Source organism: Anaerococcus murdochii (assembly GCF_019957155.1).
Classification (GTDB): domain Bacteria; phylum Bacillota; class Clostridia; order Tissierellales; family Peptoniphilaceae; genus Anaerococcus; species Anaerococcus murdochii.
Map to the genome: position 1 here is coordinate 1,712,237 of NZ_JAIPME010000002.1, position 21,965 is coordinate 1,734,201.

The 21,965-nt window shown below is 31.0% G+C and carries 21 protein-coding genes and 1 other RNA gene; 21 read left to right on the forward strand and 1 reads right to left on the reverse strand.

The annotated features are described in order from the left end of the window. The first annotated feature begins 3 nt into the window (after positions 1-3). The 6 genes from K8P03_RS08655 (at position 4) to K8P03_RS08680 (ending at position 9,196) form a co-directional block, all read left to right on the forward strand. Complete coding sequence (locus tag K8P03_RS08655; RefSeq protein WP_223420288.1) at positions 4-2,259, forward strand: glycogen/starch/alpha-glucan phosphorylase; 2,256 nt, start codon at positions 4-6, stop codon at positions 2,257-2,259. Next, the gene (pulA, locus tag K8P03_RS08660; protein ID WP_223420289.1) at positions 2,246-4,141 is read left to right on the forward strand and encodes a type I pullulanase; all 1,896 of its coding nucleotides are present in this window, start codon (positions 2,246-2,248) and stop codon (positions 4,139-4,141) included. Before K8P03_RS08655 ends, pulA begins: the two co-directional genes overlap by 14 nt. Next, on the forward strand, positions 4,131-5,825 hold the full coding sequence (locus tag K8P03_RS08665) for a phospho-sugar mutase (protein WP_223420290.1): 1,695 nt from the start codon (positions 4,131-4,133) through the stop codon (positions 5,823-5,825). The genes pulA and K8P03_RS08665 overlap by 11 nt, the downstream gene beginning before the upstream one ends. Before the next feature lie 99 nt (positions 5,826-5,924). Then, positions 5,925-6,428: an FHA domain-containing protein gene (locus tag K8P03_RS08670; RefSeq protein ID WP_223420291.1), complete on the forward strand. Its 504-nt coding sequence runs from the start codon at positions 5,925-5,927 to the stop codon at positions 6,426-6,428. Continuing rightward, complete coding sequence (locus tag K8P03_RS08675) at positions 6,421-7,686, forward strand: FtsW/RodA/SpoVE family cell cycle protein (RefSeq protein ID WP_223420292.1); 1,266 nt, start codon at positions 6,421-6,423, stop codon at positions 7,684-7,686. Before K8P03_RS08670 ends, K8P03_RS08675 begins: the two co-directional genes overlap by 8 nt. Continuing rightward, positions 7,676-9,196 (forward strand): peptidoglycan D,D-transpeptidase FtsI family protein, encoded by a 1,521-nt coding sequence (locus K8P03_RS08680; protein ID WP_223420293.1) that lies wholly within the window; start codon positions 7,676-7,678, stop codon positions 9,194-9,196. The genes K8P03_RS08675 and K8P03_RS08680 overlap by 11 nt, the downstream gene beginning before the upstream one ends. On the opposite strand, the gene K8P03_RS08685 is transcribed toward K8P03_RS08680, so the two are convergent. Further along, the gene (locus K8P03_RS08685) at positions 9,197-9,982 is read right to left on the reverse strand and encodes an NAD(+)/NADH kinase (RefSeq protein WP_223420294.1); all 786 of its coding nucleotides are present in this window, start codon (positions 9,980-9,982) and stop codon (positions 9,197-9,199) included. Positions 9,983-10,021: 39 nt separating this feature from the next. On the opposite strand from K8P03_RS08685, the gene K8P03_RS08690 reads away from it, so the two are divergent. The 15 genes from K8P03_RS08690 to K8P03_RS08755 all read left to right on the forward strand — a co-directional run bounded on the left by K8P03_RS08690 (position 10,022) and on the right by K8P03_RS08755 (position 21,944). Then, entirely contained in the window at positions 10,022-10,864 is an 843-nt protein-coding gene (locus K8P03_RS08690; RefSeq protein ID WP_223420295.1) for an RluA family pseudouridine synthase, read from the forward strand. A gap of 43 nt (positions 10,865-10,907) precedes the next feature. After that, a non-coding RNA gene (ssrS, locus tag K8P03_RS11330) (6S RNA) lies at positions 10,908-11,071 on the forward strand. Positions 11,072-11,134: 63 nt separating this feature from the next. Beyond that, complete coding sequence (locus tag K8P03_RS08695) at positions 11,135-11,743, forward strand: YtxH domain-containing protein (RefSeq protein WP_223420296.1); 609 nt, start codon at positions 11,135-11,137, stop codon at positions 11,741-11,743. 14 nt (positions 11,744-11,757) lie between these two features. After that, a complete protein-coding gene (locus K8P03_RS08700; protein WP_223420297.1) occupies positions 11,758-12,201 on the forward strand; it encodes a hypothetical protein in 444 nt (147 codons plus the stop codon). A gap of 44 nt (positions 12,202-12,245) precedes the next feature. Beyond that, the gene (locus K8P03_RS08705; RefSeq protein WP_223420298.1) at positions 12,246-13,250 is read left to right on the forward strand and encodes a LacI family DNA-binding transcriptional regulator; all 1,005 of its coding nucleotides are present in this window, start codon (positions 12,246-12,248) and stop codon (positions 13,248-13,250) included. A gap of 67 nt (positions 13,251-13,317) precedes the next feature. Beyond that, positions 13,318-13,578: an HPr family phosphocarrier protein gene (locus K8P03_RS08710; protein WP_209771828.1), complete on the forward strand. Its 261-nt coding sequence runs from the start codon at positions 13,318-13,320 to the stop codon at positions 13,576-13,578. A 70-nt stretch (positions 13,579-13,648) separates the two neighbouring features. After that, complete coding sequence (gene ptsP, locus K8P03_RS08715) at positions 13,649-15,355, forward strand: phosphoenolpyruvate--protein phosphotransferase (RefSeq protein WP_223420299.1); 1,707 nt, start codon at positions 13,649-13,651, stop codon at positions 15,353-15,355. A 9-nt stretch (positions 15,356-15,364) separates the two neighbouring features. Further along, a complete protein-coding gene (locus K8P03_RS08720; RefSeq protein ID WP_223420300.1) occupies positions 15,365-16,258 on the forward strand; it encodes a kanamycin kinase in 894 nt (297 codons plus the stop codon). Between the two features lie 169 nt (positions 16,259-16,427). Continuing rightward, positions 16,428-17,267 (forward strand): YitT family protein, encoded by an 840-nt coding sequence (locus K8P03_RS08725; RefSeq protein ID WP_223420301.1) that lies wholly within the window; start codon positions 16,428-16,430, stop codon positions 17,265-17,267. Next, positions 17,236-18,078, forward strand: a complete 843-nt coding sequence (locus K8P03_RS08730; RefSeq protein ID WP_223420302.1) for a S1 RNA-binding domain-containing protein — start codon at positions 17,236-17,238, stop codon at positions 18,076-18,078. The genes K8P03_RS08725 and K8P03_RS08730 overlap by 32 nt, the downstream gene beginning before the upstream one ends. 2 nt (positions 18,079-18,080) lie before the next feature. Continuing rightward, positions 18,081-18,827 (forward strand): peptidylprolyl isomerase, encoded by a 747-nt coding sequence (locus tag K8P03_RS08735; protein ID WP_223420303.1) that lies wholly within the window; start codon positions 18,081-18,083, stop codon positions 18,825-18,827. A 9-nt stretch (positions 18,828-18,836) separates the two neighbouring features. Next, entirely contained in the window at positions 18,837-20,225 is a 1,389-nt protein-coding gene (locus tag K8P03_RS08740; RefSeq protein ID WP_223420304.1) for a zinc-binding metallopeptidase family protein, read from the forward strand. Continuing rightward, positions 20,222-20,566, forward strand: a complete 345-nt coding sequence (locus K8P03_RS08745; RefSeq protein WP_223420305.1) for a DUF1292 domain-containing protein — start codon at positions 20,222-20,224, stop codon at positions 20,564-20,566. Before K8P03_RS08740 ends, K8P03_RS08745 begins: the two co-directional genes overlap by 4 nt. A 2-nt stretch (positions 20,567-20,568) precedes the next feature. Beyond that, a complete protein-coding gene (locus tag K8P03_RS08750) occupies positions 20,569-21,519 on the forward strand; it encodes a TIGR01212 family radical SAM protein (RefSeq protein WP_223420306.1) in 951 nt (316 codons plus the stop codon). Next, complete coding sequence (locus K8P03_RS08755; RefSeq protein WP_223420307.1) at positions 21,516-21,944, forward strand: ATP-binding protein; 429 nt, start codon at positions 21,516-21,518, stop codon at positions 21,942-21,944. The genes K8P03_RS08750 and K8P03_RS08755 overlap by 4 nt, the downstream gene beginning before the upstream one ends. The last annotated feature ends 21 nt before the right edge of the window (positions 21,945-21,965 follow it).

Here is a 21,965-nt window from a genome sequence, read left to right on the forward strand (position 1 = left end):
AATATGAAAAATGATAAAGATTTTATCGTAAAAAGAATACAAAGTTTTTTGTATTCTTTTTATGCTAAAAATATAGAAAACGCAAGAATAAATGAAGTTTACGACTGCCTGTGTAGGTATATGATGGAAATTATTGGTAAAACTTGGGTGAAATCTAAGTCCCTTGGTGGTGACAAAGACTATTATATTTTATCCTTCGAATACCTACCTGGAAAGTTTATTGAAAGAAATATTCATAGACTCAAGATAAAGGATGAAATAATAGGAGCTCTTGATGAAATGGGCTTTGACATCGCTGATATTTTAGCCTGTGAAAAGGAAGCTGACTTAGGCGTTGGAGATATTGGAGTTGGATCATCAGCCTTAATAAATGCTCTTGCTAATGAAAATAAGCGTGCAGTTGCCTATGCCTTAAGGTATGAAAATGGCAACCTAAAGCAAAAAATTATTGATGGTAGACAGGTCGAATATTCGGATTTTTGGCTGGAACAAGGATCAAACTGGGAACATAAAAAGGCCTTTTCCTACCTACTTGAAATTGATGGTAGAAAAAATAAATCAATTGCCTATGATATGCCTATATTAAGTGATGATGCTGGTTTTGTAAATACCTTAAGACTATTTAAATCTGAACCACTTAATGCAATAAATATTGATGATTTTTCTAGAGGAGATTTTTTAAAAGCTTACGATGACTATATAAATGTCAGTTCTATTAATAAGTTCTTGTATATAGATGATTCTACCTATGAAGGTAAGATTTTTAGGTTAAAACAAGAATATTTTTATTCGGTATCTGCAGTTAGGGATATATTTAGAAGGCATAATAAAAGACATGGTAAGATTGAAGGAATTGAAAACAATATAAAAATATACACTCATGATATTCATCCAAGCCTTTCAATAATCGAATTCATAAGGATTTTAACTCAAGAATATGACTATGATATGACTAAAGCTGTTGAAATGGCAAGAAATGTTTTTGAACATGTTGCTTTTTCAATAACAGATGATAGTGTCGAAGTTTACGATATAGACATGATAAGAAGGATAAATCCTGGGATAATGGATGCAATCATTGAGATTCAAAAAAATCTTCAAATAAGCTCTAAAGATATTAGCCTTGTAAAGAATGGCAAGGTGTCTTTTAGGAATATAAATAAATATCTGTCAGGAGAATATCACTACTTATCAAAAATCATTTCAGATTCTCGAGAAAATGATATTAACCATTCATATTATAATTATGGTACTGACAGGATTCTTTATGCTGAGGCTGCAAATATAGGACTTACAAATCTTTTTAAAGACTACGGCATAAGTTCTTATCATAATGAAAAAATTGGAAAAATCAAAAAACTAAAAAATAATAAAAATTTTATTCTTGATTTAGACAAAGTAAAGTACAATAATAAAAGTGCGTTCGCAAATATTGTCAAAAATAGGACAGGTGACATCATAAATCCTTACTCTATTTTTGATATACAATTAACTATAATGCATGAAAGTAAAAGACAAATTCTTAATTGTCTTGCTATTGCTTATGAGTATTACATGCTAAAATATAATAGTAACCTTATGCTAACGCCAACCACCTATATATTTTCAGGTAAAGCCAATGAAGGATATTTCATGGCAAAAGAGACCATTAAATTTATCATAGCTCTTAAGAAAATGATTGATAAGGATAAATTTATTAGGGAAAAAATTAAAATTGTTTTTATAGAGGATTTAAATGTTGAGAAAATGAAAGTGATATTACCATCAGTTGATGTTTATTCAAATCTTACACTACCAACCCTTGATAATCAGAATTTCAATATTTTAAATGCTATTTTTAACATGTCCAATATTCTATCCTCAAAGGGTGGAATTGTAGATAATCTTACTAGGGAAAATTCATTCTATACTTTTGGTGCCGACTTTAAACAAGTACAAAAATTATATGAGGATAATACATATAATGCCAATGAGTTTTATTATGATAAGCAGGTTGTTAAATTCACTATAGACAATTTATTAAATGAATCCTTTGAAGATTTTCCTTATAATTTCAAGACTATTTACGATCAGTTGTTGATGTATAATGACTCCTTTAAGTGTTTTTATGATTTAGAAGATTTAATTGATACACGTAAAATTATCAAGAAGGACTTTTTGGATGTTTATAAATGGACTAATAGACAAATTGAAAATATATTGTGGGCAAATAATTTTAGATTGGATGAAGTAATTAGTAAAGAGAATGAACTTAGTTAACAATATTAGCTATAAAGAAATAAAAAAAATTAAATTAGGAGCAACTTATTCTAAAAATGAAACTACATTTAAGGTATTTGCTCCAAATCGAGATAAGATTGACCTAGTAATAACGGATGATTATAAAAAAGTTAGAAGAGATATCTATCCAATGGTAAAGGATGAGATGGGGATATTTACTGTTAGTTTAAAGGGAAACTACGACGAATATTTTTATAATTATATTGTTGAAGATAAGTATGAAGTAACAGATCCTTATGCAGTTTCAGCATCGATAAACTCTATGTATTCGGCTGTTATTGATTTGGGGGATACAAATCCAGAAGGATTTAAGGAAAGCAAACATCCTGACATTAAGGAAAATGAAGCTATCATTTATGAGTTAAGTGTAAAAAATTATACTGCTGACCAGTCAAGTGGGGTTTATAATAGGGGTAAGTTTTTAGGGCTTGCAGAAGCTGGTACCAGATACAAGGATGTAAAGACAGGACTTGATAATATAAAAGAGCTTGGTGTGACCCATGTACAAGTTTTACCTATTTATGACTTTATTTCTGTAGATGAAGATCATTCGAGATTTTTCCATGATGATAATTATAATTGGGGTTATGATCCTGAATTATATTTTGCCCCAGAAGGTTCCTACTCAACTAATCCTTTAAATCCAAAATCTAGGGTTAGGGAAGCTAAGGAGATGGTGAAGGCCTTTCACGATAGGGGAATAGGTGTGATTATGGATGTAGTTTTCAACCACACTTTTAAAACTATAGATTCAAACCTAAATACCCTGGCTCCTAAATATTATCACAGGACAAATCCTGATGAGAGTTTTTCAAATGGTTCAGGCTGTGGGAATGAGCTTGCAAGCGAGAAACCATTTGTTAGAAAACTTATTATAGATTCTTTAGTTTATTGGGCAAAGGAATATAAAATTGATGGTTTCAGGTTTGACTTAATGGCTCTTATTGACCTTGAAACTATAAAGATTGCAATAAAAGAGCTAAAGAAAATCAACCCAAATATAATTATATATGGTGAGCCATGGATGGCCTTATCTTCACCTCTAGCTTACGACCAGCAAATATGGAAGGGTAGACAGAGATCAAATGGATTTGGTGTTTTTAATGATGATTTCAGGGATGCTATCAAAGGTGATGTAAATTCATATGGAAAGGGTTATATTCAAGGCATATTCAACAACAAACATGCTATTGAAACTGGAATAAGGGGTTCGATAGATATCGGTAATGGCGATGGTTTTGCAGACGATGCTAGTGAGACAATAAATTATTTTAATTGCCACGATAACTTGATTCTATATGATAAGCTTGCTATTTCACTTGATGACACCAGTGATATCAATTCATATGTTAAACTGGCCTTAGGGATCATTATGTTATCTTTCGGTAAGCCATTTATTTACGAAGGAAATGAGTTTAATCACAGCAAAAAAAATGATGCAAATTCATATAGGTCACCGCTTTATATAAATGCTATAAATTGGGAAGATAAGGAAAATAATAAAGAAATTTTCACCTACACCAAAGACTTAATTGCCCTTAGGAAATCTATAGAAGCTTTTAAATATACATCATATGATGAAATAGAAAATAGACTTGATTTTATTGAAGGTCTTGATAATAGCTTAATAGGATACACACTCAATAAGGAATATTTAGTTTTAATAAATGTAAATTGTCATGAAATCTTCATTGACCACGATAAATTAGTAAATTATCTTGGTTCTGAAGGGTATAATAAAATTGAAAAGATTTTTGACAAAGAGGGTATGAATAATATAAGCATAGATATAAGTCATGGTATTAACTTAGAATCTTTGTCAGTAAATGTATATAAGATAGGAGAGGCTTATGGATTATAAGAAAATTTTTGATACTTGGTACGAAGATGACAGGTTTGATGAAGAAACCAGGAAAGAGTTAGAGGCCATTAAAGACAACGATGAAGAAATCAAGGATAGGTTTTATCAATCATTAAAATTCGGTACAGCAGGCCTTAGGGGTAAACTTGGTGCTGGCACAAATAGGATGAACAAGTATATGGTTGCTCAAGCTACTCAAGGTTTTGCAGATACCATAGCTGAAGGCGGAGAAGAAGCTAAGAAACGTGGCGTTGCCATTGCCTATGACGTAAGACATAAATCTCTAGAGTTTTCTAAGATTGCTGCTGAAGTTTTTGCTGCAAATGGAATTAAGGTTTATATCCATAAGGACATAGAACCAACACCAGTATGTTCGTTTACAATTCGTGAACTTGGTTGTGTGGCAGGTGTAATGGTAACAGCATCACACAACCCAAGAGAATACAATGGTTATAAGGCTTATAATGAAGAAGGCAGCCAAATTATGGATGAGACTGCCAACAAGATCTTATCCTATATTGGTGACCACCCAGACTTTTTTGAAATCCCAAGAATGGACTTTGAAGAGGGTCTAAAAGATGGAATTATTGAATATGTTCCAGATGAAGTTATCGATAAATATATTTCTCTAATCCTAGATTGCACAATTAATGATGAGGGAATTGACAAGGATATTTGCGTAGTTTACTCTCCACTTAATGGTACAGGAAATAAACTAGTTAGAAGAATTCTCGACGAGAGAGGATTTACAAATATACATGTTGTTAAAGAACAAGAAAATCCAGATCCAGATTTTACAACTGTTGGATATCCAAACCCTGAAGATCCAAAGGCTTTCAAATATTCAGAAGAATTAGGAAAGAAAGTCGGAGCAGACCTTCTTCTAGCAACAGACCCTGACGCTGATAGGTGTGCTGTAGAAGTTAAGGATAAAAATGGGGAGTATCAGTTTCTAACAGGCAACTTAATAGGTACCCTATTAACCCAATATATTTTATCAGGTCTAAAAGATAAGGGAGAGCTTCCAGATAAGGCTGCAGTTGTTAAGTCAATTGTAACTACAGATTTAATCGCTCCAATTGCTGCTAAGTATGATGTTCAAAAATTCGATGTTCTAACAGGATTTAAGAATATCTATGATAAGGCAAATGAGCTTGAAAGAGAAAATTCAGGCAAGTTTGTGTTTGGTTTTGAAGAATCAATTGGATATAATTACAAAGATTTTGTAAGAGATAAAGATTCTGTAAATGCTGCTATGATGATTACAGAAATGGCTGCATATTACAAAGCTAAGGGCAAGAGCTTAATAGATGTAATAGGAGAAATCTATGATGAGCATGGATATTATTCTAACGAAGTTATATCAATAGTTCTCGAAGGTGTAGATGGCCAAGAAAGAATTGGAAGGATTATGACTGAAGTAAGAACAAATCCTATCAAAGAATTTAATGGCGATAAGGTAGTTAAAGTTATTGACTATCAAAATGATGATACTGGACTTCCAAAATCAAATGTATTGAAATATTACTTTGGAGATGATTCTTGGGTAACATTAAGACCTTCAGGTACAGAGCCAAAGATTAAGATTTATGTAAATGCCATTGCTGATTCTATGGATAAAGCAAAAGATAAGAAAGATTCAATAGTTAAGCACATGGAAGCTGTAATTGACTCTATAAAATAAAATAATTCTAGGCCTCAGGGGAAACTCTGAGGTTTTTTTCTTAAAAACTTGAATTTAGGCTTAAAATATCATAATATATAGCCAAGGAGTATTAAATATATGGAAAAATTTTTTAATCTTATTGATAAAGTATTTTCAATAAATGTTTTTGGAAGTTTAACTTTATATCAATTATTATCAACAATATTAAAGTATATATTTGTTTTTGTAGTTTTTTATTTTATTTACTCTATTATTAGAATAATATATTACGATGTTAGAACTACACTTAAAAAAGAACAAGATTCTGATACTTATTTAAAATTAATAAATTTGAACGATGGTTTTTCCTTTATGGTTCAAGAATATTACTTTTTGGGAGAAGATAACACTATTGGTAGAGATGCAAGAAATACTATAAGTATTAATGATAAGTATTTATCAAAATTCCATGCTAGAATTCTTCAAGACGAAAGTATGTATTTTCTCGAAGACCTAAAATCAGCAAATGGTACTTATTTAAACGATGAAAAAATCATTGATGCTATAGAACTAAAATCTGGAGATATTATTAGAATAGGATCTCTTAAGTTTTTATTTGTCCAAGGTGATCGAGATGAATAAATCGATAGATATATTAGAAAAGTCAATGAGAAAAACTAGGGCCAAGGCAAATATGCTTTTATTTTTCTTTGAGTTTTTGTCTTTGTCTTTGGCGATGATTTTCAATATAGAAAATCTAACAAATATGGATTTTTATACCTATCTAGCAATTTTGGCAGTAACTCTTCTTACTTCATTTTTGGTAGATAGGTTTACAAAGTCTGATAATATTTTGCTACTAATAGTAAATATGTTATTTTCAATTGGTGTTGCCATTATATATAGACTGGATCCAAAGTTAGGTAGGAGACAACTGCAATTTTACTTAGTTGGAGTAATTTTATTTTTTATTACCTATTTTATATTAAAAATTGGTAATAAATGGGATAAATTAATATTATTCTACGCCGGGATATCAATAGCTTTATTTATTATAACACTTGTATTTGGTACTTATCTATGGGGTGCTAAGAACTGGATTATAATTGGTAATAAATTTAGTATCCAACCTTCAGAGTTTATAAAAGTGCCCCTAGCATTTTTTATAGCAAGTTTTTATACTAACTTCAACCAAATAAGTCTTAAGCCCTTTGGCAGGTATTTTATGAACTTCATGATTTATGTATTCATAGGATTCTTGTTTCTTCAAAAAGACTTGGGAACTGCTTTGATATTTTTTGGTGTTTTAATTTTAAGCCAATTTGTTTATGAAAAGGACAGAAAACTTATATTTGTAAATATGTTTTTTATGATAATGGGTTCTATAGCTGCATATTTCTTGTTTGGTCACGTTAGAATAAGGGTTGCAACTTGGCTAGATCCATGGTCAGACATTGACGTTACTGGATACCAAATAACTCAAGCACTATTTGCAACAGCAAGTGGGGGACTTTTTGGAACAGGAATTGGCCTTGGAAGACCAGATTATATACCAGTGGCGGAATCAGATTTCATTTTCTCTGCTATTTGCGAAGAAATGGGTGTTTTCATGGGCATAGGAGTAGTCCTATTATTTATGATTCTCGTTTATAGGGCGATAAAAATATCTCTTATTCAACAAAATAAATTCTATTCTGTCTTAGCTTTTTGTATAGGGGTTTTATTTGCGCTTCAAACTTTTATAATTTTAGGAGGGGTATTAAAATTAATTCCACTAACAGGTGTAACCCTACCATTTATTAGCCAGGGTGGATCATCCATGCTTGCAGGTTTTATCCTTCTTGGCTGTCTCCAATATTGTGGAGAAGAAATAAAGGAAGTAGGCGAAAATGACAGATAATAAAACAAACAAAAAAAGAACTGATAATAAAACTCTTTTAGATAAAATCAAGGAGCTTGAAGAAAAACAGAGATATAAGGAAAATAGCCAACTTAAGGTTCTGACAAAATCAACATTAAATAAAAGACTTGTTTTTGTAATGGTATTTTTTGTGTTTTTGTTTATGTTTGTAGCTTTATACTTAGTTTATTTCCAATTATTTAAGGCAAAATCTTTGGCAGATAATTCTCATAATAGGAGACTCTGGTTAAATGAGGATTTAGTTAAAAGGGGAAGTATATACGATAGAAACGAAAATGTTCTAGCCTATAGCGAGAAAGATGAGTCAGGAAAACAAGTAAGGATTTATAATTATCCTGAAGCCTCAGCTCCAGTTACAGGATATTCTTCCAATACTTACGGGAAAACAGGAATTGAAAAATCTTATAATAAAGAACTCCTTGCAATAAGTGGAGAAAATTTTAGTAATTTTAGAAAAATGGTTGTCAAAAACGATACAGGAAATGATCTCCATTTAAGTTTGGATCAAAATATTCAAAATATAGTCTATAATTACTTAAGTGCCTACAAGGGTTCTTGTGTTATTATGAATCCAAGTACTGGTCAAATTCTAGCAATGGTTTCAACACCAAGTTTTAACCCGAATACTTTAGACAATGATTGGAATAATCTAATCCAAACAACAGATGGTAGGCTAGTCAATAGGGCAACACTTGGTATGTATAGACCGGGTTCAACCTTTAAAATAATAACTTCTGCATCAATTTTAGATAATAAGATAGATACATTTTATAATGATAAAGGAAGTGAAGTTATTCAAGGTTATGAAATAAAAAACTATGATGATCAAATTTTTGGTAATCTTGACCTAAGATCGGCATTTGTAAACTCTGCAAATACTTATTTTGCAAACAAAGCTGTTAATTTAGGCAAAGATAAGCTTGCTAGGACAAGTGAAAAATTTGTTTTCAATAAAGACTATAAATTTGACTTAGATAAAAATAGCTCAGTTATTCCTTTCAAGGACTTAAATGAAGCGGATCTAGCGATGACGGGATTTGGTTATGGTAAGACACAGATGACACCACTTCATATGGCGATGATTACATCCGCCATTGCCAATAATGGTGTTATGATGAAGCCTAGACTTGTAGATAAGATTACAAACAAAGAAAAAGATGTTGTTTATGAGGCAGAAAACGAAATTTTATCAAAGGCAACAAGTGAAGATACTGCAAATACAATTAGAGATATGATGGTTGAAGTAGTTAATTCAGGAACCGGAACTAATGCTTATCTAAATTGGGTACAACTAGCCGGAAAAACAGGAACAGCCGATAAGGCTGATGGAAATGTTGATGCTTGGTTTGTTGGATTTGCTCCAGCTTATGAGCCAAAGATAGCCTTTGCTATGGTAATAGAAGATAGCCAAGGCACAGGTGGTGAAGTGGCTGCGCCTTTAGCAAGAAATATAGTTAGGGATATTTTTAATACAATATCATTTAACTAATCACATAAGCTTATTTTTGATATTAGTCCAGTAATGGTTTTTATTAAGAATAAGCTTATTTATTTTATTTGGGGAAACACCTATGCTAATTTTGAAATCTTTAGTATAGAATTCTCTGCCATCAAAAATAAAAATTGTATGGTAGTTATCTCTCTTTGAAACAGATATTTCAACTGTCGCATCATTTGGAAGTACAACAGGACACTTTAGTGACTTGTTTAAATTTGAATATACAGGAGCAATTGGAGTTAGCTGAAAACCATTGAGTGATTGGTGCAAAATAGCTCCATTTGCTGATAAATTGTAAGCAGTAGATCCGTGTGGAGTAGAAATTATCAGACCGTCTCCAGAATAAGCCTCAATAAAATTGCCGTCTATAAAAACTTTTAGTCTAATAATTTGGTTTTTCTTAGATTTAACAACTACTTCATTGATTGCATTTATACTCTTGTTGTTAATTTTTGATTGAAGAACTGTTAGTTCTTCAACTTTGTATTGATGTTTTTTTAGAGCATCTACAAATTCTTCTAGCATGTCTACCTCAATTTCTTGGTAGAATCCGAGGTGACCAGTGTTTATTCCTATGAAGGGGATAGAAGAAAAATTTGAAAGATGAACTGCATTTAAGAAGGTACCGTCACCTCCTATTACAAGATTTAAAAAAGCGTTGGGGTTAAAATCTGCGCTAATTTGATAACCGTTGGACTCTAATATTTTTTTTGTTCTCTGAAAGATTGTGTTTGTATACCTAGATTTGTTTTTAAAAATATTAATTATATTTGTCATATCATATCCTCTCGCTTATATTATATCATAGGAGTAAGTATGAAATATATAAAATTTAAAAATTCTAAGAAAATATCTTTAAAAAAGTTCCTAAAAGAAAAATCAATATCTATGAGAGCTTATCAAGAACTCATTAAGGGAGGAATATTTGTCAATGACGAACCAACATTCAAAAATATTTCTCTTAAAGAAGGAGATACTATAAAAATATTTATAGAAGATGAAAACTTAGACTACAAACCTATTGAAGGTGATTTAAAGATTGTTTATGAGGACGATAATCTGCTTGTAGTTAATAAGCCTAGTGGACTTACTGTAAACTCTAATAATCAAGTAAGTCTAGCAAATTATTTGGCGTATTATTTCAAAGAAAATAATATAAAAGCAAAAATTAGGTTGATTTCAAGACTTGATATGAATACTTCGGGTCTTATGATGGTTGCAAAGAATAAGTACGCTCAGGCTTATTATCAAAAACAACTAGAAGAAAATAAGATAACAAAAAAATATCTTGCATATATTAAAGGTGAATTAAATATAGATAAGCTCTATAAAATTAGGCTTGCCTATGATGAGTCAAGCAAGTCCTATAGAGAAAATAATGATGGTAAGGAAGCCATTACATATTTTAAGTCCATAGAAGTAGGGGGAAAATATTCTATAATTGAATGTGATATAAAGACAGGAAAAACCCACCAAATCAGAGCTAGTCTTTCAAATTTGAAATATCCAATAATAGGTGACCTTCTATATGGTTCAGAATATCAATTTGAAAGATTTCTCCTACATTCATATTATTTGCAATTTATAGAATTTTTAAGTCAGGAAAGTATTATCCTTGAGGATTTCCATGATTTTAAGCCCTTTTTAATTAAATTGTGAAAAGATTTATCTTGCAAAATTTATAGAAATATATTATAATTAAATTATCCTAAGGTAAGGTCCAATTTAAACCTACAAACTTTATAAGGGATTGCGGAGTTCTAACTTTGATGACAAGCCTCCTTAGAGTGGAAGTCAGAGATTTTAGACAGCTTGCCCACCTTCACATACGGGAAGGTCTTAAGTTAAGGACCCCTTAGGATAATATTAAGTTTTAAAATATTATTTTTGGGTAATAATTAGTAAGACTAAAATAAAGGAGAATAATTTATGTCATTACAAGATTATATTGAAAGCAAAGCAAAAGCTAAACAAAGAGAAATTAAATACGAAATATGGAAAGCTAAAAATCATGACTCAAGAATGAGAGGCCAAGGTCTTTTAGTAGGTGCACTTGTAGGTGCAGCTGCAGGCATTTTATTTGCCCCAAAATCTGGCAAACAAACTAGAGAAGATTTAAAAGAAGCTTTTAATGATACAGTAGATACTGTTAGAGATACAACTTACGACGTAATCGATCAAGCAAAAGATGGTTATGAAGATTTAAAATATAGAGCTTATACAGATCTTCAACCAATTAAAGATGGTATTGAATATGGCGCAGAAGTTGCAAAAGATACAGGTAGACAAATAAAAGAAGCCTCTAAAGAGGTAAAAGATTCTCTTGCTGATGGAGCAAAAGACGTAAAAGAAATAGTTAAAGAAAGTGCTGGAGAAATTTCTAAGGTTGCTGATGAGAAGAAAGAAGAAATCTCAAAAGAAGTAAAAGATACCAAAGAAGATGTAGAAGAAGGCGCAAAAGAAATAAAAGATGAAGCTAAAGAAACAAAAGAAAAGGTAAAAGAGAACGATTTAAAAGTAAAACATAAAAATATTTAGTCAAGGAGATATAAATGAGTATAACTATAGATTTTAATCTTCTAGGCAATATAATTATGAGCGTCTTAGCTATACTAGCTCTAATATTTTTAGTACTAGTTTTAGTTAAGGTGAATAAATTGTTGGGAAGCGTTCAAGAGGTTCTTAATAAGAATTCAAGTAATATTGATAACGTGATTACTAAATTACCACATCTAACAAATGAGGCGACAAACCTTGTTGAAAATGTTAATAGTGTAGTTACAGATCCTAACTTAAAGATGGCAATAGCAAAAGTAAATGATACTATGACAAGTGTTAATTCTATAGCTGATGATGTTAAAGATACAGTTAATTATGTTGGAATAACAGCTGTTGATAGTGTAGATACTTTTGGAGCTGGAGTTGCATCAATTACTGACTATTCATCTTTAATTATAGATGTAATAGATATCGTAAAAAACGTAATTGCAGGTTAAACTAAGACCATCTAAATGATGGTCTTTTCTATAATGGAGGAAATATGGGACAGCCAACAATCAAAGACGTAGCTAAGCTTGCAGGCGTATCTATATCTACGGTTTCTAGGGTTATGAACAATTCAAAACCTGTTAGTCCAGAAGCAAGAAGAAAAGTAGTAGATGCAATTAATAAGCTTGACTTTAAACCAAATGAATTAGCTAGATCCTTAGTAATGAGAAAATCAAACCTTGTAGGTGTAATTGTTAAGGATATTGGAATTGAATACATGGCTCAACTAATAAGGGGCATAGAAGAAATAGGTAGGGTATACAAATATGATATCTTGCTTACAAGCTCTTATGGCGAAGATAAACAAGTCGAAAACTCTATAGACTTTTTAGCAACCAAACAAGTTGAGGGCTTAGTAATTATTACTGAAGATATATCTACAGAAATACTTGTAAAACTTAGAGAAACAAGAATACCTTTTGTAATCTTAGATAAGTATCATAACTATAAAAACATAAAAACTGTTAAAGTTGATTATGAGACTGAGGAATATAAACTTATATCTAGTCTAACAGAAGCAGGTCATAAAAACATATTATTGCTTGCAGGTAAAGATCAAAACGTAATCAATGAGTCTATGATAAATGGTTATGAAAAGGCTGTAGGTAAGGATAATTCTTATATCTTAAGAATAGATGGAATGTCAAGCGACGATGGATATTCAAATGCAGGTGAAGCTGTAAAAATTATTAAGGAAAAAAATATTAGCGCAGTTGCCTGTGTGAATGATGAGATGGCAATTGGTTTTATGAACTATTGTGTTGACCACGGAATTAAAGTCCCTGATGACCTATCTGTTGTAGGATTTGGTGATAACAAAGTTGCCAGCATATACAGACCAAAATTAACCACAGTTTCTATTCCATATTATGATATAGGTGCAATTTCTATAAGAGCATTAATTAAAAGAATCAAGAAGGAATCAGATATTTTAGAAGATGATTGGATCATTGATGCTCAAATAAACAAAAGGGAATCAACCAAAGTTATTAGTTAAAGTATTGTTAATTTTTTTAAAAATAGTAAAATATAACTATAAATAAAAATCAATTTAGGAGGATTTTATGGCAGAAAGAACAGTAGTTGTTACAAATGAGACAGGTTTACACGCTAGACCAGCAGCATCATTAGTACAATTCGTAAAAAACTATCCAGGTGAAGTTACAATTATAAAAGATGAGAAAGAAGCTAATGCAAAGAGCATCTTCAATGTTATGAGCCTTGGAATAGCTAAAGGAACTGAAATTAAACTAATCGTAGAAGGCGATGATGAAGAAAAATTTGCTGACGAATTAGTAGAATTTGTTGAGAATTTAGCTGAATAAAATCAAGTCTATAAAGGATACTTTTAAAGTATCCTTTTTTTAAAATATAAATATAAGGAGAATAGGTTATATGACTGAAAGATACGAAGGAATTAAAGCTAGTACTGGTTATGCTATTGGTAACATTTATTTATTTACAAGAGAAAAAATTGATGTCAACCAAGCAAAAATCTCGCAAGAACAAGCTGATGGAGAATATCAGAAAGTAAAAGAAGCTATCAACGCTTATTTTGAAGATTTAAGCAATCTCGATAACCCAACAGAAGCCCAACAAAATATAGCAAATGCCCATAAAGAATTACTCCAAGACCCATATTTTTCTGACACAATTGAAGGGAAGATAAAAAACGAAAATAAAAATAGTGAACTTGCTTTAGATGAGACCGTTAGAGAAATGGTTGAAATCATGAGTGCCCTTGATGATGAATATCTAAAAGAACGTGCAAGTGACTATCAAGATATTGGCTTCCAAGTTATGTATAAATTAAAGGGAATTAAACCAAAAGATTTATCTAATCTTGATAAGGGGAGCATAATCATTTCTAAAGAACTAACACCATCTGATACAGCAAATATGGATAAAGAAGCAGTTGTTGGCTTTGCAACAGATTTAGGTGGTAAGACAAGTCATACTTCTATAATTGCCCAAACTTTAGATATGCCTGCCCTAGTTGGTATGGCAAATGTTTCTACTAAGCTAAAAGGCGGAGAAAAAGCAATTATTGATGGGTACGAAGGAGTTCTAATCATTAATCCTAGCCAAGAAGAAATTGAAAAATACGAAAAATTGATTCTTGAACAAAAAGAGAAGAAAGAAAGACTTAAAAATGTCAAGGATATGGAAGCTATAACTACCGATGGCAAAAAAATCGAAGTTTCAGCAAATATCGGAAATATTGAAGATCTTAAATTAGCTATAGAAAACGGATGTGATGGTGTAGGCCTATTTAGAACTGAATTTTTATACATGGAAAGTTCAGAATTCCCAAGCGAAGAAGTTCAGTTTGAAGTCTACAAAGAGGCAACTGAGATGCTTGGAGAAAAACCTCTTATCATAAGAACTCTTGATATTGGAGGGGATAAGGGACTTGATTATTTCAAATTCCCTGTAGAAGAAAATCCATTCCTAGGTTACAGAGCGATTCGTTTATGCTTAGATAAGGAAGATATATTTAGAACCCAATTAAGAGCCTTAGTAAGAGCATCAGCTTTTGGTAATCTAAAGATAATGATTCCTTTCGTAGTAAATATTGATGAGTTAAAGAAATCAATCGAATTAATTGAAGACATCAAAAAAGATCTTGATAAGGAAGGAATAGAATATAACAAAGACCTTGATGTAGGAATAATGGTTGAAACCTCTGCTTCAATAATAATGGCAGATAAATTTATTAAATACGCTGACTTTTTCTCAATAGGAACTAATGACTTAACCCAATATACCCTTGCGGTAGATAGAGGAAATGAGAATATAGCTCATATGTACTCAAACTATAACCCAGCGGTTCTTAGAGCTATTAAACATGTAATTGATGTATCTCACCAGGCTGGTAAATGGACAGGTATGTGTGGAGCCTTTGCAGCTGATACAGAAGCAACAAAACTTTTACTTGGTTTAGGATTGGATGAATTTTCAGGCTCATCTGCAAAAATAGCAGAAATTAAAGACACAATTTTAAAATCAAGCCAAGCAGAAGAAAAAATCTTTGCAGATAAAGCCATAGATTTAGAACTTGCTTCCGAAGTAGAAGAATTAGTTAAAGAACATAATAAATAAGGGATAAAAATGACTAGTGATATTAGAAATATCCTAGGACATACTAATATTTTTAATAATCTTGGTGATTTTGATAGAATTGAGAAAATTGGATCAAGCAAATATAGGGTAGACAAAGATGGAATATCTTATGTCTTTGCCCTTTATGACCTTGACCAATTTGACAATATAGAAAATGAATCTTTCGTCAACGAGGTTTTGGAGCACGCAGGCCTAGATCCTCTTAAGATCTATGAAAAAGGTTTGATGCCTGATATAGAAAAATCTTTTAAAGTTTATGAATACAGAAACGAGATATCATTAAAAGATTTTCTAGACAAAGCAAGTTTAGATGAGGAAGAAAAAATTGGAAAAGAATTTGGCATTGCACTTAGAAAGCTTCATGGAATAAAGCCTACCGATAAGATAGATTGGCACAAAGCCTTTCTTCTAAAGTCAAATCAAATATTTTATAGACATGGTTTAAGTGAGATAGGTGATGATGATTATATGTTGGTAGATTTTATTAATTCTAATAGGCATTTGACCGAAAATACTGCAATAAACCTTTTATATAAAGATATTAGTGATAAAAACATTAGGATATTTAAGGAAAAATATTTAGATTTAAGAGGTATAAAAAAACTTGAATATGGTGATGGAATAGTTGATTTTGTTGAAATAAATAGAATTGCAATAACCCACCCAAATTTTGCAAAAGCTGCTTTATATTCTTATCATGAAGGAAATAAACCAGCTCGAAAGTTTTATCGACTCTTAAGTTTATATCAAGCAACAACTATCCTTGATAGCATAATAGATCAAAGAGATAAATCACCATCATACTTGAGTAAAGATGAGTTAGAATCATTACTTGATATGTATGATAATTTCAATGAATTAATACCAAAATGGGCAGAATAAAAAAGGTGGCGTTATAATGGCAATTCCCCTTAAAATAGATGACAAAGATAAATAATAGTTTTAGTTAGATTTTGGGGATTTGTAATTATATTAGCCGCTTTTTAAAGCTCAATTTATTGAATAAATCTCCATTTTATGATAACATTTTATTATAATATAAGGAGGTTGTATGAAAAAATACCTTTGGATTTTGTTTGGATCCTTTCTTATAGCAGGAGGATTGTATTTTTTTCTACTTAGCCAAGATATAGCAGCTGGAGGAATATCAGGTTTTGCGCTCGTAGTATCTAAGGGATTACCATTTATAAATTTGGGTATGGTCAACCTCTTATTAAACGTGATAGTCTTAATCGCTGGTATGGTTTTTATAGGTTTTGATTTTGCAAAAAAATCTCTCATATCATCCCTAGCAGTGTCAGCATATATACTTGTGTTTGAAAAAATTGTTCCAAATGTTAGTCTAGGCAATGACAAGATAATAAATATAATATTTGGATCGACTATAGTTTCTTTGGGTCTTGCAATAGTATTTAACCATGAAGCTTCTTCAGGTGGGACAGACCTAATCGCAGCAATATTTAATAAGTACTTTAATGTACCCCTTCACGTCTGTTTGTTTTTTGCAGACTTCGTGGTTGTTGTTTCATCAGCTTTCATAATAGGTATTGATCTTGCCATGTATGCCACCCTTGCGATTATGATTCAATCTATAGGATTTGATTATTTCATGCAAGGATTTGGTAGAAAAATATCTATCATGGTTATTTCTGATAAGTACAGGGAAATTAATGAGATGCTAGTTAATAAGCATGAAAAGGGCGTTACCCTTATTGAAGCTGAGGGTGGATATTCTCATAATGAGAAAAAAGTTGTAATGACTATAACAAGTGTTAGGACATTTCCTGCAATCAAAGATGATATTTTACAAATAGATGATAGAGCCTTTGTATTTACATATACAATCTCAGAAGTATTGGGTGAGGGCTTTACCTACAACCAATTGGATTAGGAGAATTATTATAAAAGAATTTATTATAAAAAGATTTACAAAAAACAAAGCATATTTAAAAACAAAACTTGGTGATGCTGTGATGGATAAGGACCAGGTTAAGGATTACAGGCAAAATGATAAAGTAGAAGCTTATCTATATAAGGAATTAAATGAAGTTTTAAGGGCGAGTCGAGTTCTTCCTTATAAACCCGGTAAGATTTATGATTTAAAGGCCGTTGAGGTTACTAAAAAAGGTGTTTACTTTGAAATAAAAGGGGGACACGCATTCCTACCATTTGAAGAAAGAACTTACAAAATCTTAAAAGATATGGTTTATCCTCTTTCCTTTAAGGAAGAAGACGGATATTTATACCTAACTAGCAAGATAAGAGAACTTTTAACCAATGATCATAATTTTAAGGAAAATGACATTGTTAAAGGTAGGATTTATTCAATAAATAAATCAATTGGAGCCTTCGTAGTTATTGACAATAAATACGATTCATTAATTAGAATTAAGGAACTAAAAGGTGTATATATCGAAGGTGAAGAAATTACAGCTAGGGTCAAAGAAGTAAAAAGTGACGGTAAGATTGAACTTTCTCTTAGACAAAGAGCTTATTTAGAAATAAATAACGATAGCGATAAAATTTTAGACTACCTCTATCAAAATGGAGGAGTTTGCGATGTTTCTGATAATTCATCGCCAGAAAAAATTTATTCATATTTTTCTATGAGCAAATCTTCATTTAAAAGAGCTATTGGTCGCTTGTATAAAAATAAAGATATAAAAATATTTAATAACAGAATTGAACTAAACGAAAGGTAAGTATGGAGAATAATAATAAACTTTTAGCAGAAGTTAATGGCAAGAAAATATATAGAAATGATGTTATCGCTTTTATGCAAAATATTGAAGGCGGTGCAAGGTTTCAAAATGAAGAAGGTATCAAGGTCCTAACTGATGAGATGGTAAATCAAGAAATAATTCTTACCGATGCCTACAAAAACAAACTAGATACAGATGATGAGTTTCAAAACGAACTAAAACTTGTCAAGGATAATATGCTTAAAAATTATGCAATGCATAAGATTTTTGAAAGTGTTAATCCAACAGAAGATGACCTTAGAACTTATTATGATGAAAATAAGGAAGTGATAAGCCCAAATAAGACTTATACAGCTAGTCATATCTTAATAGATGATTTAGATAAGGCAAATGAAGTATATAAAGAAATTGAAAATGGGCTGGACTTTAAGGAAGCGGCAAAGAAATATTCAAAAGATCCATCTGCAGCTAGCGGTGGCTCTCTAGGAACCTTCCCAAAAGGAGTTATGGTAAAAGAATTTCAAGATGGTCTTGATAGCTTAAAGATTGGAGAAATATCAAAACCTGTTAAATCACAATTTGGATACCATTTAATTTATCTTGAAGATGTAAAAAATGAAGAAGCAAAAGCTTTTGATGAAGTAAAAGATCAGGTTTATCAAACATATCTTATGGTAAAGAGACAAGAAAAATACTTAGAGAAACTAAACGAAATCTCAAAGGATGCAGAAGTTAAAAAATATTATTAGGCAGGCCTTATGGCAAGTGAAAGCACAAAATCAAATTTCAAAAAATTTATAGAATGTTTTAATACGAAGGTAATAGAAGAGGATTCTTTTCCGACAATAGTAGGGACAATTCTAAAAACAGCCAGTGAAAATGGATACAAGATAATAGATTTAGAAGAATCCTTTTATATACAAAAAGGAGAGAATCCATTAGCCTTACTACATTTAAACATTGATAGTCCGTCGGATATACCTTTCGATTTTTCAACATCAAATGACGGAAAATCCATTTTTAGCAAAGCTAATATTAACTTAATTTCATCTGCCATAGTTATAAATTATCTATTAACTAATTCCGCGCTCTCTTTTGATGTGCTATTATCCTATAGTAATATTCAAACAAAAATTGAAGATTATAGGGAAATAGTCGATGTATTAAGAACTAAGAATATAATAAATTTAAATTTAAGACAGGCTAATGCAGTAGCTGATGAATTTTCAAGTCTACTTTTATCTTTAATTACAGTTCCAGTTGATAGGTTTAAACCAGAATTTTCTTATAAAACCTATAGACTAGCTTTAAGTGATCTCATGGGTGGTCATGCTGGTGATAATATAAATAAAGTTAGAAAAAATTCTATAAAGATGATTATAGGGTTTTTTAGGAGACTAAAGTCAAAAGTGGATTTAGAAATGGTCTCCTTAACAGGAGGAGATAGGTATGATAATATACCATCTTCAGCAAATTTAGATTTTGTGATTAGTTCTGAATATGAAAATGATTTATCAAATGCTTTTGAAATCTATAAAAACGAAGAAATTGAGAAAAATCTACGCTATGAACCTGATATGAAATTCACTTGCCAAGAGATTGAAAATAAAGATATTAATCCAATAACTTCTGAATCATTTAACCACCTGGCTTCTTTCGTTGAATTATGTCCATCAGGTAGCTTCGCGGTTAATAGTTTAGACAATCAGATTATATCATCTTCTAATCTTGCCACAACTAGGACTATGAAAAATTCAATCAACATGATTTTGGTCTTAAGATCTCTAACTGAAGAGGGTATCAGGCAGATGCTTGAGAAAAGTAATCTTGCAGCTAGCATAGCAAAGTCAGAACTTGATGAAAAGATATATATTCCAAGTTTTAAGAATTCTGATAAAAGCTTTACAAAAATTTTTGAAGAATCTTATAATAATCTTTTTAATAGGCCAATAGAAGTTATTAAGACCCAATATTCACTAGATTCTAGAATAGTTTTCAAAAATCAAAATGTGAAGATGGTTTCATTAGGGGTAAAATATAAGCAAGACGAAGAATATTTCTATACTCAATTAGATGATATCTTAACGGTAATAATTTTAATTGAAAATGTATTCGACAAACTAAAAGAAATTAAGGAGCAACTATGACAGAAAGATTTGATATTCACGGTCATGATGTAGTTTTTAATAAAAACGAAGGCAAGGCTGTAATAGCTATTCAACTAGGTGAGACAGAAGAAGAATGTCTTTTAATAGACATCTTCAGTGTAGATGATAAGGAATACATCGCTCTACTTTCTGGAGAATCTTCAGAAATTTACCTATTTAGGTACACAGACATATATGGTGAAGAAAACATAGAATTAACTATGATTGATGATGAAGATGAAATTGATGACGTCTTCCATATCTTTAGCCATTACTGGACAGATGAAAAGATTGATGATCTAATCGATGAATACGACGCAGAGGCAAATTCAGAAGAATAATAATGACCCAAGTATATTATAAGGTCAGTGATTATTATAAGGAAACCTACAAGGAAAAAGTCTATAAATTGCCAATAAAGCTCCCGCTTACATGTCCTAATAGAGATGGGGCATGTGGTTATGGAGGTTGTATATATTGTTCAGAAACTGGTGGTTCATTTGAAAATTTAGATTCAAGTTTGACAGTAACCAATCAGTTATCAAAAAATAAAGAATATATAGCAAAAAAATATAAGGCAAATAAATTTATAGCATATTTTCAAAATTTCTCTAATACCTATATGAATTTAGAAGATTTCAAAAAAATAATTAGAGAATGTGAGAAGGACTATATAGTTGGAATATCTATTGCAACGAGAAGTGACTGTATTACCGAAGATAAGCTGATATTTTTATATAAATGGCATGAAGAAACAGGCATTGATATAACAATAGAGCTTGGGCTTCAGACAGCAAATTACAAGACTTTAAAAATCCTTAATAGAGGTGAGAGCCTTTCAGATTTCATTCTAGCCTGTAATCTTATAAATAAATACGGGTTCAGGATATCGACCCATGTAATTTTAGCTTTACCTTGGGATGATATTAGTGATACAATAGAGACAGCAAGGATATTAAATGCCTTAAATGTAAAAGAAGTAAAAATTCATTCTTTGTTTATAGCTAAGAATAGTAAACTAGGCCAAATGTATGTTGATGGTCAGATACAATTAAAAAGCAAAGAAGAATATCAAAAAAATGTCATTGAATTTTTGAGGCATATAAATTCTGATTGCGCTATAGCAAGACTTGTAGGAAGAGCTCCACAAGAAGAAACAATTTTTTGTAACTGGGATAGGTCATGGTGGCTTATCAGGGATGAAATAGTATCTTTCATGGAGGAAAATTCTATAATACAAGGCGACAAAAGTAAGAAAATAATTTATGAAATAATAAAGGGGGATAAATTATGATTTATTTAGTAGTAGGAGAACAAGGAACTGGAAAAACAAAATATCTTGTAGAAGAAGCAAACCACGAAAAAGAAATTGGTAATTCAAATATTGTATTTGTAGATACTGATGATAGCCAAGTAAGAATTCTTGATCACAAGATTAGGTTAATCAATGCAAAAAGCTATAAGATTAGAACTGTGGAAGCTTTAATAGGATTCATTTCTGGAATTCTTGCTCGCGACTATGATATAGGAAAAATTTATATTGATGGAATATATGATATTGTTGATATAAATGAGGAAGATATTAAAGATCTAATTGAAAGATTGAATGCCCTATCAGAATATTCTAAATCAGATATTTACCTAGGATTAGATTGGAAAAAAGAAGACGTTCCTCAAACAGGTCAAGCAGAAATTATTGAACTTAAATTAGAGGATTAATTTAAACCGTCTCTTTGAGAC